4 protein-coding genes are annotated in these 15592 nt (G+C 71.0%); 3 read left to right on the forward strand and 1 reads right to left on the reverse strand.

The features are described 5' to 3' along the window. The coding region (locus tag ACZ3TI_RS33525; RefSeq protein WP_465732980.1) for a type I polyketide synthase at nucleotides 1–1839 on the reverse strand (1839 nt) is incomplete at its 3' end. A 306-nt stretch (nucleotides 1840–2145) separates the two neighbouring features. On the opposite strand from ACZ3TI_RS33525, the gene ACZ3TI_RS33530 reads away from it, so the two are divergent. From ACZ3TI_RS33530 to ACZ3TI_RS33540, 3 genes are all read left to right on the forward strand, one after another. Continuing rightward, a complete protein-coding gene (locus ACZ3TI_RS33530; protein ID WP_465732982.1) occupies nucleotides 2146–4200 on the forward strand; it encodes a transglycosylase domain-containing protein in 2055 nt (684 codons plus the stop codon). A gap of 404 nt (nucleotides 4201–4604) precedes the next feature. Next, the gene (locus ACZ3TI_RS33535; protein ID WP_465732984.1) at nucleotides 4605–8966 is read left to right on the forward strand and encodes a LamG-like jellyroll fold domain-containing protein; all 4362 of its coding nucleotides are present in this window, start codon (nucleotides 4605–4607) and stop codon (nucleotides 8964–8966) included. Between the two features lie 86 nt (nucleotides 8967–9052). Then, nucleotides 9053–15592, forward strand: coding sequence for an RHS repeat domain-containing protein (locus ACZ3TI_RS33540; RefSeq protein ID WP_465732986.1), 6540 nt, complete (start codon nucleotides 9053–9055; stop codon nucleotides 15590–15592).

The following is a 15592-nucleotide window of genomic DNA, read 5'->3' on the forward strand; positions in this document are numbered from 1 at the left end:
GTTCCAGTCGGTGTGGGGGGCGAGGGCTTGGGCGCAGGCTTCGATGTGGGTGCGGAAGACGGGGGATTGGGTCAGGAGGTCGCGGGCCATGCCGTGCCATTGGGAGCCTTGGCCGGGGAAGACGAAGACGGTGCGGCCGGGGTGGTCGGTACGGCCGGTCACGACGGCCGGTGAGGGCTGGTCGTCGGCGAGCGCGGTGAGACCGTTCAGCAGGTCGTCGCGGTCGCGGCCGATGATGATCCCGCGGTGTTCGTAGCGGCCTCGGGTGGTGGCGAGGGCGTCGGCGACGGCGGCCGGGTCGAGGTCGGGACGGTCCAGGAGGTGGGCGCGCAGCCGGTTCGCCTGGTCGCGCAGGGCGGGTTCGGTGCGGGCGGAGAGGACGAACGGGAGGGCGGCCGGGACGTCCTCGGCCGGCTCGGTTCCGGCAGGCGCGGGCTGGGGGTTTTCCGGTGCGGCTTCGAGGATGATGTGGGCGTTGGTGCCGCTGATGCCGAAGGAGGAGACGGCGGAGCGGCGTGGGTGGTCGGTCTCGGGCCAGTCCCGGGTTTCGGTGAGCAGGGAGACGGCGCCTTCGGTCCAGTCGACGTGGGGGGTGGGTTCGTCGACGTGCAGGGTGCGGGGCAGGATGCCGTGGCGCATCGCCTCGACCATCTTGATCACGCCGGCGACGCCGGCCGCGGCCTGGGTGTGCCCGATGTTGGATTTGACGGAACCGAGCCAGAGGGGCCGGCCCGCCGGCCGGTCCTGCCCGTAGGTGGCCAGCAGGGCCTGGGCCTCGATCGGGTCGCCGAGCGTGGTGCCCGTGCCGTGCGCCTCGACCACGTCGACCTGGTCGGCCGTCAGTCGTGACTCGGCGAGCGCGGCGCGGATCACCCGCTGCTGCGACGGCCCGTTGGGGGCGGTGAGCTGACTGCTCCGGCCGTCCTGGTTGACGGCCGAGCCGCGGATCACGGCGAGCACCCGGTGCCCGTTGGCCTCCGCGTCGGAGAGCCGCTCCAGCAGCAGCATGCCCGCGCCCTCGCCCCAGGCGACGCCGTCGGCGGCGCCCGCGAAGGACTTGCACCGCCCGTCCGCGGCGAGGCCGCGCTGGCGGCTGAACTCCACGAAGGTGGTCGGGGTGGCCATCACGGTGACGCCGCCGGCGAGCGCGAGCGAGCACTCACCGCCGCGCAGCGCCTGGACGGCCAGGTGCATCGCCACCAGCGAGGAGGAGCACGCGGTGTCGACGGTGATCGCGGGGCCCTCGAAACCGAAGGTGTAGGAGATCCGGCCGGAGGCGATGCTGCCCGCGCTGCCGGTGCCGATGTAGCCCTCGAAGCCGTCCGGGGTGTGTTCGAACAACCGTGAGCCGTAGTCCCCGTACATCAGGCCGGTGAAGACGCCGGTCCGGCTGCCGTGCAGGGCGCGCGGGTCGAGGCCGGCCCGCTCCATCGCCTCCCAGGACACCTCCAGCAGCAGGCGCTGCTGCGGGTCCAGGGCGAGCGCCTCGCGCGGGCTGATGCCGAAGAACTCGGCGTCGAACCGGTCCGCCTCGTACAGGAACCCGCCGTGCCGGGTGTAGCTCTTCCCGACGGCCTCCGGGTCCGGGTCGTACAGCCCGTCGAGGTCCCAGCCGCGGTTGTCGGGCAACGAGCCGATCGCGTCGACGCCGTCGGCGACCAGCTGCCACAGGTCCTCGGCCGAGGCGATGCCGCCGGGGAAGCGGCAGCCCATGCCCACGATGGCGACCGGCGCCGAGACGGCGTCGGTGAGCTTGTCGTTCTGCTGCCGCAGCCGCTCGTTCTCCAGGAGCGATGCCCGCAGGGCAGTGACGATCTTCTCTTCGGAAGGCGTAGCCATTGGCAGTCCCATGATCGAGTGCGGTCACAGCAGGAACGGTCCCGGGGGCGTGCCGTTCGGACTGGTCGCAGACGGTCGGGTGTGCGCGGTGCCGGCCGGCTCGCCGGTCCTGACGAAAGCCCCGGACGATGCTCGGCAGCGGGGCTAAGTGGCCCCTTGGCGCGCCCTAAAACGCTGGCAGCCCCCGGGGGACGGGAGCGGCGGGCTTTCGCGAAACCCTGCAGCGGTGGGCTGTCGCAGAGTTGTGACAGATCGATGCCGGATCCCTTACGAGTTCCTCATGACGTGCACGTAGGGTCCTTGCTCATGGCAGAGAAGCGGGCGGGGACGGGCATGCGGAAGTTCGGGCACGGGTTGCGGCTGATCGGGATCAGTGTGGTGGCCGGTGTGGTGGCGGCGGGGATCGCGCTGCCGGCGGTGGCGGCGGCCGGGCTGGGGGCCCGGTCGGCGGCGGACGACTTCCAGAACCTGCCCGACGACTTCAAGACGCCGGCGCTGTCGCAGGCCTCGACCATCCTCGACGCGCAGGGCGGCACCATCGCCACCGTGTACGACCGCGACCGCACCGTCGTCCCGGGGGACCAGATATCCCCGCTGGTGAAGACCGCGCTGGTCGACATCGAGGACAACCGCTACTACGAGCACGGCGCGATCGACCTCAAGGGCGTGCTGCGGGCCCTGGACAAGAACGCCTCCTCGGGCACCACCGCACAGGGCGCGTCCACGCTGACCCAGCAGTACGTGAAGAACGTGTTCGTCGACGAGGCGGGGGACGACCCGCAGAAGGTCCAGGAGGCGCAGCGGCAGACCGTCGGCCGCAAGATCCAGGAGCTGAAGTACGCGATCAAGCTCGAGGAGACGCTGAGCAAGGACCAGATCCTCACCAACTACCTGAACATCACCTTCTTCGGGGAGAAGGCGTACGGCATCGAGGCGGCCGCGCGGCGCTACTTCGGCGTGCACGCCAAGGACCTCACCCTGCCGCAGGCCGCCATGCTGGCCGGCCTGGTGCAGTCGCCCAGCGGCTACGACCCGGCGGTCAAGCCGGCCGCGACCAAGGAGCGGCGCGACACCGTGCTGCGCAAGATGGCCGAGTACGGGCACATCACCAAGGAGCAGGCCCAGCAGGCCATCGAGACCCCGCTCGGCCTGAACATCCAGGCCCCGCAGCAGGGTTGCATCCTGGCGAAGCAGGGCGAGGGCTTCTTCTGCGACTACGTGCGCAAGGTGGTGCTCACCGACCCGGCCTTCGGGAAGTCGGCGGCCGAGCGGCTGGCGGTCTGGAAGCGCGGCGGGCTGCAGATCCACACCACCCTGGACCCCAAGGCCCAGGCCGCCCTCAACGACTCGGTGACAAGCCACGTGGACGCCGGCGACAAGGCGGCGACGGCGATGAGCATCGTCCAGCCCGGCACCGGCAGGATCCTCGCGATGGGCCAGAGCCGCCCGTACGGCGTCGAGGACAAGCCCGACCAGACCCAGATCAACTACAACGTCACCAAGGCCATGGGCGGCGGGCTCGGCTTCCCGACCGGCTCGACGTTCAAGCCGATCGTCGCGGCGGCGGCGCTGGAGAGCGGTCTCACGCCGAGCCAGAGCTACACCACCGACTACAGCATCCCGTGGCCGGCGATGAAGGACTGCTCGGGCGCCAAGTTCCCGTCCTCCGGGCAGGTGCACAACGACAGCCAGACCCTCACCGGCGCGTTCACCATGAAAACGGCCATGGCGCAGTCGGTCAACACCTACTTCGCCAAGCTGGAGGCCGACACCGGGCTGTGCAACGTCGCCCGGATGGCCAACAAGCTCGGCATCACCGAGCAGGCGGGCGGCGAGAAGCTCCAGGTGGTGCCGGCGATGACGCTCGGCAGCAACGACCTGACCCCGCTGGCGATGGCGGGCGTCTACGCGGCCTTCGCCGCCCACGGCACCTACTGCGCGCCGACCGCCATCACCTCGATCACCGGCCCCGACGGCAAGCAGCTCGCCGTGCCGCAGGCGAACTGCTCCGCCGTGATGTCCGCCGACACCGCCGACACCGTCACCGCGATGCTCAAGGGCGTCGTGGAGGACGGCACCGGCAAGCAGGCGGGCCTCGACGGCCGCGACAGCGCGGGCAAGACCGGTACCACCAACTCGAGCCTCCAGGTCTGGTTCGTCGGCTACACCCCGGAGATGGCGGGCGCGACCGTCGTCAGCGACACCGACAACCCCAAGTCCCTGGACGGCCAGAAGATCGGTGGCAAGGTCGTCGGCCAGGCCTTCGGCGGCACCCTGGCCGGCCCGATCTGGCGCGACGCCATGGACGGCGCCCTCGACGGCGTCCGGCCCGGCACCTTCCCGTCGGTCCCGCTGCCGTAACGGAGCGTCAGCACGGCGGAGGCCGTCGACCCCTCGTCCCACGGGGCGGGTGAGTCGACGGCCTCCGCTCTATCCGTCGCAGCATCCCAGCTGACCAGCACTGGTAGCGCCGAAAGGCCGCGCCCGCAAGCCCGTTCGGATATCAAGTCGATGACGTCGGCCGCCCGTGATCACCACTGACAGTCGCGACGGGGGCGGATCCGCAAACTCCTTCGCGGTGTGACCTTCCTCATACGGGAGGGGGTGGTTCGTCCGTCTTTAACTGGACTGATCCCTTCCGGATGGCGTCAGGGCGGGACTCGCTTTCTCATGGAGTTCTGATGAACCTTTGACACGGCTTTAAGACTTCCGTGAAGATCCGCTCCAACCTTCGCCCACGTACCGGAAGTCGGAGCTAACGCACAGTGAGAACAGCAGCAAGACGGTCGGGCAGCCTGCTCGCCGCGGCACTCGCCACGGTCGCGCTGGCCGCGACCGCGGTGGTGCCGGCCGCCGCCGCCCCGGGCGGGACGCCCCCGCCCGGCGCGGCGGGGGTGCGGGAGGATGCCGAGACCCAGGCGGTCCGCGAGGCCGCCCGCACGGGCAAGCCGGTCGAGGTGCTCGCCAAGCGCAGCGAGACCAGCGACACCGTCGCCCAGCCCGACGGCAAGCTGAAGACCACCACCCACGTCCAGCCCCAGCGGGTGCGCAAGAACGGCGCCTGGGTGGACCTCGACCCGACGCTGCAGACGTTGCCCGGCGGCGCCGTCGCTCCCAAGGGCTCCACCGCCGACGTGCGGTTCTCCGGTGGCGGCAGCGCGCCGCTGGTCACGATGGCCCGGGCCGGCAAGGAGCTGAAGCTCAGCTGGCCGAAGCCGCTGCCCAAGCCGACCGTCAAGGGCGCGACCGCCGAGTACCCGTCGATCCTGCCGGACGTGGACCTGCGGCTGTCCGCCACCAAGACCGGGTTCACCCAGGTCATCGTGGTGCACACGGCAGAGGCCGCGAAGAACCCCGAGCTGGACAAGCTCCGGCTCGGCCTCCAGGGCAGCGGCCTGACGTTCAGCCAGGAGGCGGACGGCACCCTCAAGGCCAAGGACCCGTCCGGCGGCGGCACCGTCTTCGAGGCGCCCGTCCCGGTGATGTGGGACTCCTCCAAGCCGGCTCCCGCCGCCCCGGCGCAGAGTGCCCCCGCGGCCCCCAAGGCCCTCAAGGCCGCCCCGCAGGCCGAGGCCCCCGCCGCCGGCCCCGCGCCGAGCGCCCCCGCCGCCGGCGGGATCGATCCGGCCGCCGGCTACGGTGATCTGCCCGGCGAGGGCGCCAAGATGACCCGCCTCAAGGTCGAGCTGCCCAAGGACGGTCTGCTGCTGTCGCCAGACCAGGGCATGCTGGACGCCCCGGACACCGTCTACCCGGTGATGATCGACCCGGCGTGGAACACCCCGCACGCGGGTGACTGGGCGGGTGTCTCGCGCACCTACCCGAACCAGGCCTACTGGCACTTCACGTACAACAGCACGTACGTCCACGACTGGGGCGTCGGCTACTGCGGCGACACCTCGCGGTGCGCGCCGACCGACGTGAAGCGGGCGTTCTTCCAGATGCCGAACCCGTTCGTCGGCAAGCAGGTCCTCGCCGCCACCTTCGGCACCTACGAGAGCTGGTCGTACTCCTGTGACGCCCGGCCCGTCGAACTCTGGAACACGGGCTACATCTCCCCGGGCCTGAACTGGAACGGCCAGAACGCCTCCGGCTTCTGGGGCCGCTACCTGCAGACCATCAACACCGCCAAGGGCTGGAGCGGCAGCTGCCCCGGCGGCTGGCTGGAGTACGGCGAGGACGGCGCGGTGCGCAACCTCGTCCAGGACGCCGCCAACTGGGGCTGGCCGACCATCACCTTCGGCCTGAAGGCGCAGAACGAGGGCGACACCCTCGCCTGGAAGCGCTTCACCGACGACGCCTACCTGTCGGTGTACTACAACCTGCGGCCCAACCAGATCCCGATGTCGGACATGACGATGTCCCCTGGCTCGGTCTGCCAGTACCCGGGCATCAAGCTCAACAAGATGCCGCAGGTCACCACCCGGGCCAGTGACCCGGACGGCGAGGCGATCGGCGTGCAGTTCGCGGTCGGCTGGGACGACGGCACCGGCCTGCGCCGCCGCTGGTGGTCCACCGGCTCGGAGGACGCCGCCCCGGCGGGCAACACCTTCAAGGGCTCCGGCTCGATGTTCTCCTGGCCGTTGCCGACCAGCCTGCCGCAGAACATCCAGCTCGACTGGGAGGCCCGCGCCTGGGACGGCGCGCAGTGGGGGCCGTGGTCCTCCGACGGTGACCCGACCGGCTGCTACTTCATCGTCGACACCTCCGCGCCGGACGGCCCGGCGATCACCTCGGACGTCTACCCGGGCTCCAAGGACGCCACCGCGGCGCTGCCGTGGACCGACGGCGTCGGCAAGAACGGCCTGTTCACCCTCAAGTCGACCGCCACCGACGTGGTCAAGTACCAGTGGGGCCTCGACACGTCGCCGTCCGCGGCGAACGAGGTGGCGACCAGCGGCGGCGCCGGGCAGACCGTGCGCGTCCAGCCGCAGACCGCCGGCGTGCACTTCCTCTCCGCCCGGGCGGTCGACGGCGCCGGCAACGCCTCGCAGCCCGAGACGTACTACTTCAACGTGCTCTCCGGACAGACCCAGCGCACCGGTTGGGCGATGGACGACCCGAGCGGCACCAGTGTCACCGGCACCGGCGGCAGCTTCGAGGCCACCCTCGGCTCCGGCGCCACCCCCGGCGCGCCGGGCCACCTCGGCCAGGCCCTCGCCCTGGACGGCACCGCCAACGGCTACGGCGAGACCCAGGGCAACGTCCTGGACGCCACCCGCGGCTTCACCGTCTCCGCCTGGGTCAACCTCGCCGACAACAGCCGCAACCGGGTCGCGGTCAGTGAGAACGGCAGCTGGGCCGCCCGCTTCGCCCTCGGCACGATGGGCGGCAAGTGGGCGATGTGGACCTCCACCCAGGACACCGACGCCGTGTACACCCTGGAGACGGCGAGCTCGGACGCCCCGGTCGCGCTCAACCAGTGGACCCACCTGGTCGGCGTGTACGACCCGGTGGCCAGGACCGGCACCCTGTACGTCAACGGCGTGCCCGGCACCCCGGTGCCCGTCACCGCCGCCTGGGACGTGCGCGGCCCGCTGGAGCTCGGCCGCTCCAAGTGGCACGGCAACATGACCGACCCGTGGAAGGGCTCGATCGACGAGGTCCGGCTCTGGGACCGCAACCTGACCGCGGCCGAGGCCACCGACGTCGCGGCCGACAAGAAGCTCGCCACCGGCCGCCCCGCCAAGGCGGTCTGGCACCTGGACGGCGCCGACGCCAAGCCGGTCGGCACCACCGAGACCGACAACCTGACCGCCTACAGCGGCGTGGCGCTCGGCCGCCCGGGCATCGCCGGCCAGGCGATCCACCTGGACGGCGTGGACGACTACCTGCGCGGCACCCGCCCGCAGGTCGACGGCAGCCGGGACTTCTCCGTCTCCACCTGGGTGAAGCTGCCGGCGCCCGCCGCCGGCGACACCACCGCGAAGATCGCGGTCACCCAGATCGGCCAGCACAACAGCGAGTTCTCGCTGTACTACTCGACGTACTGGAAGCGCTGGGCCTTCGGCCGCTACAAGGAGGACACCTCCGCCGACACCCTGGTCCGCACCTGGCAGCCCGACTGCACCCCGGGCACCCAGGTGAACGGCGTGCCGTGCTTCGCCGGCACCACCGGCGAGTGGACCCACCTGCTGGGCGTCTCCGACACCGCCGCCAAGAAGCTGCGCTTCTACATCAACGGTTTCCTGGTCGGCGAGTCCGACTACACCCAGAACGCTCCGTGGGCCAACCCCGGCCCGCTGCAGATCGGCGCGGTCAACCGCGAGGGCGTCAACGGCGAGTTCTTCGGCGGCGACATCGACGACGTCCGGCTCTACGACCGGGTCGTCACCGGCGTGGAGGCCACCGCGATGGTGCAGCAGCGTCCGCAGCTGGCCGGCCGCTGGAAGCTCTCCTCGGCCACCGGAACCCCGGCGGTCACCCCGGACGAGGGCCCGGCCAAGGCCGGTGCCCAGCTCGGCGGCGGCGCCTCGATCAAGGCCGACGGCGGCGTGCTGCCCACCCCGGGCACCCTGCTGCTGAACGGTTCCACCGGCTACGCCGCCACCGGCTCCGTCCCGCTGCACACCGGTCAGAGCTTCACCCTGGCCGGCTGGGCGAACACCGCGGGCGTCCCGACCCGGGACATGACGGTCCTGTCGGTCGCCGGTGCCAACAACAGCGCGGTGACCATGCGCTGGCACGCCCTGGGCAACGACGCCAACGGACAGCCCACCGGCCAGTGGCAGGCCGAGGTCCGCGACTCCGACGCCAACGGCGCCGTGCGCACCCTCACCGCACACACCCCGGCCACCTCCGTCCTGGAGAACTGGACGCACCTGGCGGTCAGTTACGACGCCTTCGCGGACCGGCTGGTGCTGTACGTCAACGGTCAGCCGGAGAACCAGGGTTGCCCGGACGGCTCGACCGGCTGCACCCCGCACATCTCCTGGACCGGCGCCCCGCAGCCCTATGAGGCGACCGGCGGCGTGCAGTTCGGCCGGAACAAGGCGGCCGGCGCCTGGGGCGAGTACTTCTCCGGTGAGCTGGACGACGTCTGGCTGTACCAGGGCGTGCTGAGCCAGCCGCAGATCGTCAAACTCGCCGACTACGGCGTCGAGTTGGCCACCGCCACCGGCGTCTGATCCCCAACCTCCATGGGCCGGGCGGCTACCTGCCGCCCGGCCCGTGGTCTGTCCTATCCACCTTCTCCCGAGGGAGTCGTTCCACCATGAGCAGGAAGAGGTCGGTGCTGCGGCCGGCCCGGCCCAGAGTGTCCGCGGTCATCGCGGCCACGCTGGTCGGGTCACTGCTGCCGGCACTGCCGTTGGCCGCCGTCGCGGCGGCGGCCGAACCGTACACCAAGCCGTCCGCGGTCTCACCGGAGAAGCCGGTCAAGGGCTCGGACGCCAAGTCCAAGGGCCGCAAGGCCGACACCACCGTCAGCAAGGTCGACGGCAAGCGCGGCGCCCTGCCCGGAGCGGGCAGTGCCGTCGTCGACGTCCCCGGCGAGAAGGGCAAGGCGGTCAAGGCCGGCACGCTGCCGGTCGCCGTCGCCTCCGCCGGTTCGGCGGGCAAGGCGAAGGTCGACCTGCTCGGCCAGGACGCCGCCGTCAAGGCTGGGATCAACGGCGTGCTGCTGACCGTGTCGGGCGCCGACGAGAACAGCGGACTGGCGGTCGACTACTCGTCCTTCGCACAGGCGGCGGGCTCCGGCTTCGGCTCGCGGCTGAAGCTGGTGCGCCTGCCCGCGTGCGCGCTGACCACGCCCGACCTGCCCGAGTGCCGGGTGCAGACCCCGCTGCCGGGCGGCAACGACCCGGAGCACCAGACCGTCGCGGCGGACACGCTGACCACGGCCCCGGCCGGGTCGATGCGTCTGCAGTCCGCGCCGGGCGCGATGGTGGTGGCGGCCACGGCCGGGACGGCCGGGCCCGGCGGCGACTACAAGGCGACGCCGCTCACCTCGGCGTCGAGCTGGTCGACCTCGCTGAACAGCGGGTCGTTCAGCTGGTCGTACGACATGCCGCTGACGGTGATGCCGGGCGGCCTCACGCCGAAGATCGGCCTGTCCTACAGCTCGGGCAGCATCGACGGGCGGACGGCGAACAGCAACAACCAGGCCTCCTGGGCCGGTGACGGCTTCGAGCTCTCACCCGGCTTCGTCGAGCGCAGCTACAAGGCCTGCGCCGACGACGGCGCACCCAAGACCGGCACCGCCAGCCCCGGCGACCTGTGCTGGGGCACCGACAACGTCACCATCAGCTTCACGGGGCACTCCGGTGAGCTGATCCCGGTCTCCGGCGACGAGTGGCGGATCAAGGGCGACGACAACACCAAGGTCACCCGCCTGCGCGACACCAACCGCGGCAACGGCGACAACGACGGCGAGTACTTCCGCGCCGTCACCGCCGACGGCTCGAGCTACTACTTCGGCTACAACCGCCTGCCCAACTGGGGCGCCGGCAAGCCGGAGACCAAGTCGGTCTACACGGTGCCGGTCTACGGCAACAACGCGGGCGAGCCGTGCAACGGCGCCGACTTCGCGTCCTCGTGGTGCCAGCAGGGCTGGCGGTGGAACCTCGACCTGGTGGTCGACGCCCACGGCAACGACATCACCTACTGGTACACCCAGGAGACCAACAACTACGGCCGCAACCTGAAGGCCGCCGACCGCACCCCGTACGTCCGGGGCGGCCGTCTGGACCACATCGAGTACGGCCAGCAGCAGGGCGACCTCTACTCCGCCACGGTCAAGCCGATGGGCCGGGTCGAGTTCGGCACCGCCGAGCGCTGCCTGGAGACCGACGCCGCGCTCTGCGACCCGGCGAAGATCGACGCCAACCGGCAGTACTGGTACGACACCCCGTGGGACCAGAACTGCAAGGACGGCACCGACTGCACCGGCAAGTACTCGCCGACCTACTTCACGCGGACCCGTCTCACCTCCGTCACCGCCAAGACGCTCCAGGCCGACGGAAGCTACGCCGCCGTCGACACGTGGACCCTGAACCACAGGTGGGGCACCGCCGACTTCGACTACCAGCTGCTGCTGGACTCCATCCAGCACACCGGGTCCTCCGCCACCCCGGCGCTCACCCTGCCCAAGACCGGCTTCGCCTACAAGCAGCTCGCGAACCGGCTGGACAAGGTCGGCGACGGCCGCATGCCCTTCGTCAAGCAGCGGATCGGCACCATCACCGACGAGCAGGGCGGCCAGCTCGACGTCAACTACTCGGCCGCGGCCTGCGACTGGAACGCCCTGCCCACGCCGCAGAGCAACACCACCCGCTGCTTCCCGCAGATGTACCAGCCGTCCAACGACGTGCCGGTGACCACCGAGTGGTTCAACAAGTACGTCGTCGAGTCGGTCATCGCCACCGACCGCACCGGCGGCGCACCCGACATGGTCACCCACTACTCGTACCTCGGAGACGCCGCCTGGCACTTCGACGACGAGGACGGCCTGACCCCGGCCAAGCTCAAGACCTGGTCCCAGTGGCGCGGCTACGCCCACGCCCGGGTCGAGACCGGCGGCGTCACCGGCATGTCCACCCAGGCCGACCACTACTACCTGCGCGGCATGGATCAGGACCGCAACGATCCTGCCGACAAGAACAGCAAGCGCAGCGTCACCGTCGACGACGGCCAGGGCACCGTCCTGACCGACGACCAGGCCTGGGCCGGCTTCGAGTACCGCAGCGAGCAGTACGACAAGCCGGGCGGCGTCATCCTCGCCAAGTCCGTCAACACCCCGTGGAAGAAGGAGACTGCCAAGCGCTCCAACGACTGGGGCACCACCACCGCCAACCTCACCGGCACCCAGGCCACCCGGTCCTTCACCTCGCTCGACAAGGGCGCGGGAGCCACCTGGCGCGAGACCCGCACCAACACGACCCTCGACGGCTACGGCCGTACGACGCAGATCGAGGACCTGGGCGACGTCGCGGTCGGCACCGACGACACGTGCACCCGCACGACGTACGCCGACAACACCGCGGCCTGGATCCTGACCGGTACCGTCCAGGTCGAGACGGTCGCCGCCGGCTGCGGCGCGGCCGTCAACCGCGACACCCAGGCGGACGGCACCTCCGTCGTCCTGTCGGACGTCCGCACCCGCTACGACGGCCAGGCCTACGGCGCCGCCCCCGTCAAGGGCGATCCCACCACCGTCCACGTCCTGAAGTCCCGCACCGGCAACCAGGCCACCTACCTGGACGGGACGACCCACTACGACGGCTACGGCCGGGCCGACAGCACCACGAAGCTGGCGTCCACCACGGTGTTCGACACCACGGGCGCCACGGCACCCGTGACCACGGCGAGCCCGCTGGCGCAGACCACCACCACCGGCTTCGCCCCGGCCACCGGCCGGCCGACCAAGGTCACCACGACCGGCCCGCCGGCGGTCGCGGGCAACTCCGCCACCGCCATGGTCACCGTCGCCGACCTGGACCTGCTCCGCGGCCAGACCGTCGACACCGTCGACGCCAACAACCGCCGCACCGACAGCCAGTACGACGCGCTGGGCCGCACCCTCAAGGTCTGGCTGCCGAACCGCTCCAAGTCGACCGGCCAGACCCCGAACCACGAGTTCGGCTACATCGACAACGACGCCCAGATCCGCGTCGTCTCCACGAAGGCGCTCCTCGCCGACGGCTCCCAGGCCACCGCGTACACCCTGTACGACGGCTTCGGCCGGATCCGGCAGACCCAGGACCCGGGAGACAACGGCGGCCGCGTCCTGACCGACACCTTCTACGACGAGCACGGCCAGTCCGCGCTCGCCTACGCCGCCTACTACGCGACGGGCGCACCCTCCACCACCCTGTTCAAGGTCGAGGACGCCACCGGCGTCGAGACCCAGACCGCCACCACCTACGACGGCCTCGGCCGCGTCACCAACTCCACCACCCTGGCCGGCAACGGCGTCGGCACCCCGATCGCCACCACGCTCACCGAGTACGGCGGCGACCGGGTCACCGTCACCCCGCCCAAGGGCGGCACCCCGTCGACGACCATCACCGACGCCCGCGGCCGGACCACCGAGGTCCGCCAGTACCGCGGGGGCTCGGCCACCGGTGACTACGACCGGATCACCTACGCCCAGGATCCGGCCGGGCACACCACCCGGCTGACGGACCAGTCCGGGACGCAGTGGAGCTGGACGTACGACCAGCAGGGCCGCCTGGTCAAGACCGTCGACCCCGACTCCGGCACGTCGGTCAAGATCTACGACGACCGCGGCCGGCTGGCCACCAGCCGGGACGGCAACAACCAGACCCTCGCGTACGTCTACGACAACCTCGACCGGCAGACCGAGCTGCACTCCGGCTCCGCGTCGGGCCCGCTGCTCACCTCGCAGACCTGGGACCCGGCCGGCAACAAGGGCCTGATCTCCTCGGCGACCCGGTACCTCACCGTCGGCGGCACCTCGTACCCGTACAAGACCACCTGGTCGCTGTACGACGCGCTGGGCCGCGCGACCCGCACCACGCTCAGCGTCCCGTCCGTCCCCGGCCAGGAGCCGCTGGCCGGTAACTACGTCAGCGGCACGATCTACCGGCTCGACGGCAAGCCGCAGAGCACCAGCTACCCGGCGGCCGGCAACCTCGCCGCCGAGTCGGTGGCCTACGGCTACGACGGCCTCACCCGGATGACCACGGCCCAGGGTCTGAGCAGCTACCTCACGAACCAGACCTACAGCCTGACCAGCAAGCCGCTGCAGGCCACGCTGTCCGACGGCACGGCGAACAAGCAGCTCTACGTCACCAACGCCTACGAGTGGGGCACCCAGCGGCTCGCCTCCTCCCGGACCGACCAGTACGGCGTCGCGACTCCGCTGCGCGCGGCCGCCTACAGCTACGACCAGGTCGGCAACGTCACCTCGATCACCGACTCGTCGGCCTCCGGCACCGACCGGCAGTGCTTCCGGTACGACTACCTGGCCCGGCTCACCGAGGCGTTCACCCCGAGCGGCACCAGCTGCCCGGCCACGCCCGACGCCAAGGCGCTCGGCGGCCCGGCCCCGTACTGGACCAGCTGGCAGTTCAACCCCGACAGCACCCGGGACACCCAGACCCGGCACGACACCACGGGTGACGCGACGAAGGACGTCACCACCAAGTACAACTACCCCGGCGCGGCGGCCGCCCAGCCGCACACCCTGAAGAGCACCAGCGGCACCGGCGTCCTCGCCGAGACCGCCGGCTACGACCCGGCGGGCAACACCACCGCCCGCCACCGCCAGCTCGCCGCCGGCGCCACCAGCGACCAGGTCCTCACCTGGGACGCCGAGGGCAAGCTCGGCAAGGTCGTCGACACCGTCAAGAACGGACCCGTCACCAGCACCAAGACCACCGAGTACCTCTACGACCCGGCCGGCAGCCGGCTGACCTCGCACGTCCTGGACAGCGCCAACCCGAGCGCGGAGAGCTGGACGGTCTACCTCGGCGCCACCGAGCTGACCCTCACCAAGGGTGCGGCCAAGCCCGCCGCCACGCGCTACTACTCGCTGGGCTCGGCGGTCGCCGTCCGCACCGACGACAACAAGCTCGGCTTCCAGGTCACCGACCACCACGGCACGTCCGAGCTCAACGTCGACGCCTCCACCGGCACGGTCGCGCAGCGCCGGACCACCCCGTACGGCGAGCAGCGCGGTGCGGCCCCGACCTCGTGGGCGGGCAGCCGGGGCTTCCTCGGCGGCGTCAGCGAGCCGACCGGCGTGGTCCACCTCGGGGCGCGCGACTACGACCCGGGCCTCGGCCGCTTCCTCAGCATCGACCCGGAGTTCAACCCGGCCAGCCCCAAGGAGCTGAACGGCTACGCCTACTCCGGCGGCAACCCGACCAGCACCAGCGACCCCGACGGCCGCAAGATGTGCGCCGACGACTGCTCGAGCAGCGACATGGCGTTGCACGGCTGGGTCGGCCCGGACGGCACCTTCCACGACCCGGTCAGGGGTCCCGAGTGCGTCACCAACTGCGACGACGACGACGGCGACGGCGGCGGCGGCGGGGATGACGGCGACGGCGGTGGCGGCGGTGGCGGTGGTGGTGGCGGACACCCGAGCAGCACCACCTCCGGCTCCCCGGAGAACCGCAAGCTGTGGTACGAGGCCCGGGTGGCCTGGCTGATGCAGAAGGACAACCCGATCATCGGCGAGTACCTGGCGAAGATCCGGGAGATCAACAAGAAGTACTGCCGCCCCTCGGCCAAGGACGGCTGCCAGTTCGCCAACATGGCTCAGGACATCCTCGACCGGAAGATGGTCGAGGACGCCGCCGCCCTGATCGACGAAAGCGCCAACCCGTTCAACCCGCTGGACTTCAAGCGGCTGTCGAAGGGCAAGCAGACCCAGGGCGGGTTCAGCGTCGGCGAGTACCGGATCGCGTTCGACCTGGCCCGGGGGGGCCACTCGGTGGTGGCGATTCCGGAGATCAGGGTGAAGGGCGGTGACGACCCCGAGGTGGCGGACGCCTACGTGGACGGCGTGCCGTCGGAATTCAAGGCATCCACCGGCAGCAGCAAGGACGCCGTCAAGGACTCACTCAGGGCCGTGAAGGAAGGCAAGGGCGCCGTCCGGGCCTATGTGACCCTCAAGGACGGCTACGACGCGAAGACGGCCATGAGCAGCCTCAACAGCTTCCTGCACAACAACACGGCCTACTTCCAGGAGTACCAGATCTGGTCCCGAGGGGATCTGAGGGGCGGCTGGGTGATCAGCGGTAAGATCGGCAGCGAACCCAAGTGCAGTGGCGGGGGGTGCTGA

The organism is Kitasatospora sp. NPDC023120 (assembly GCF_055560835.1).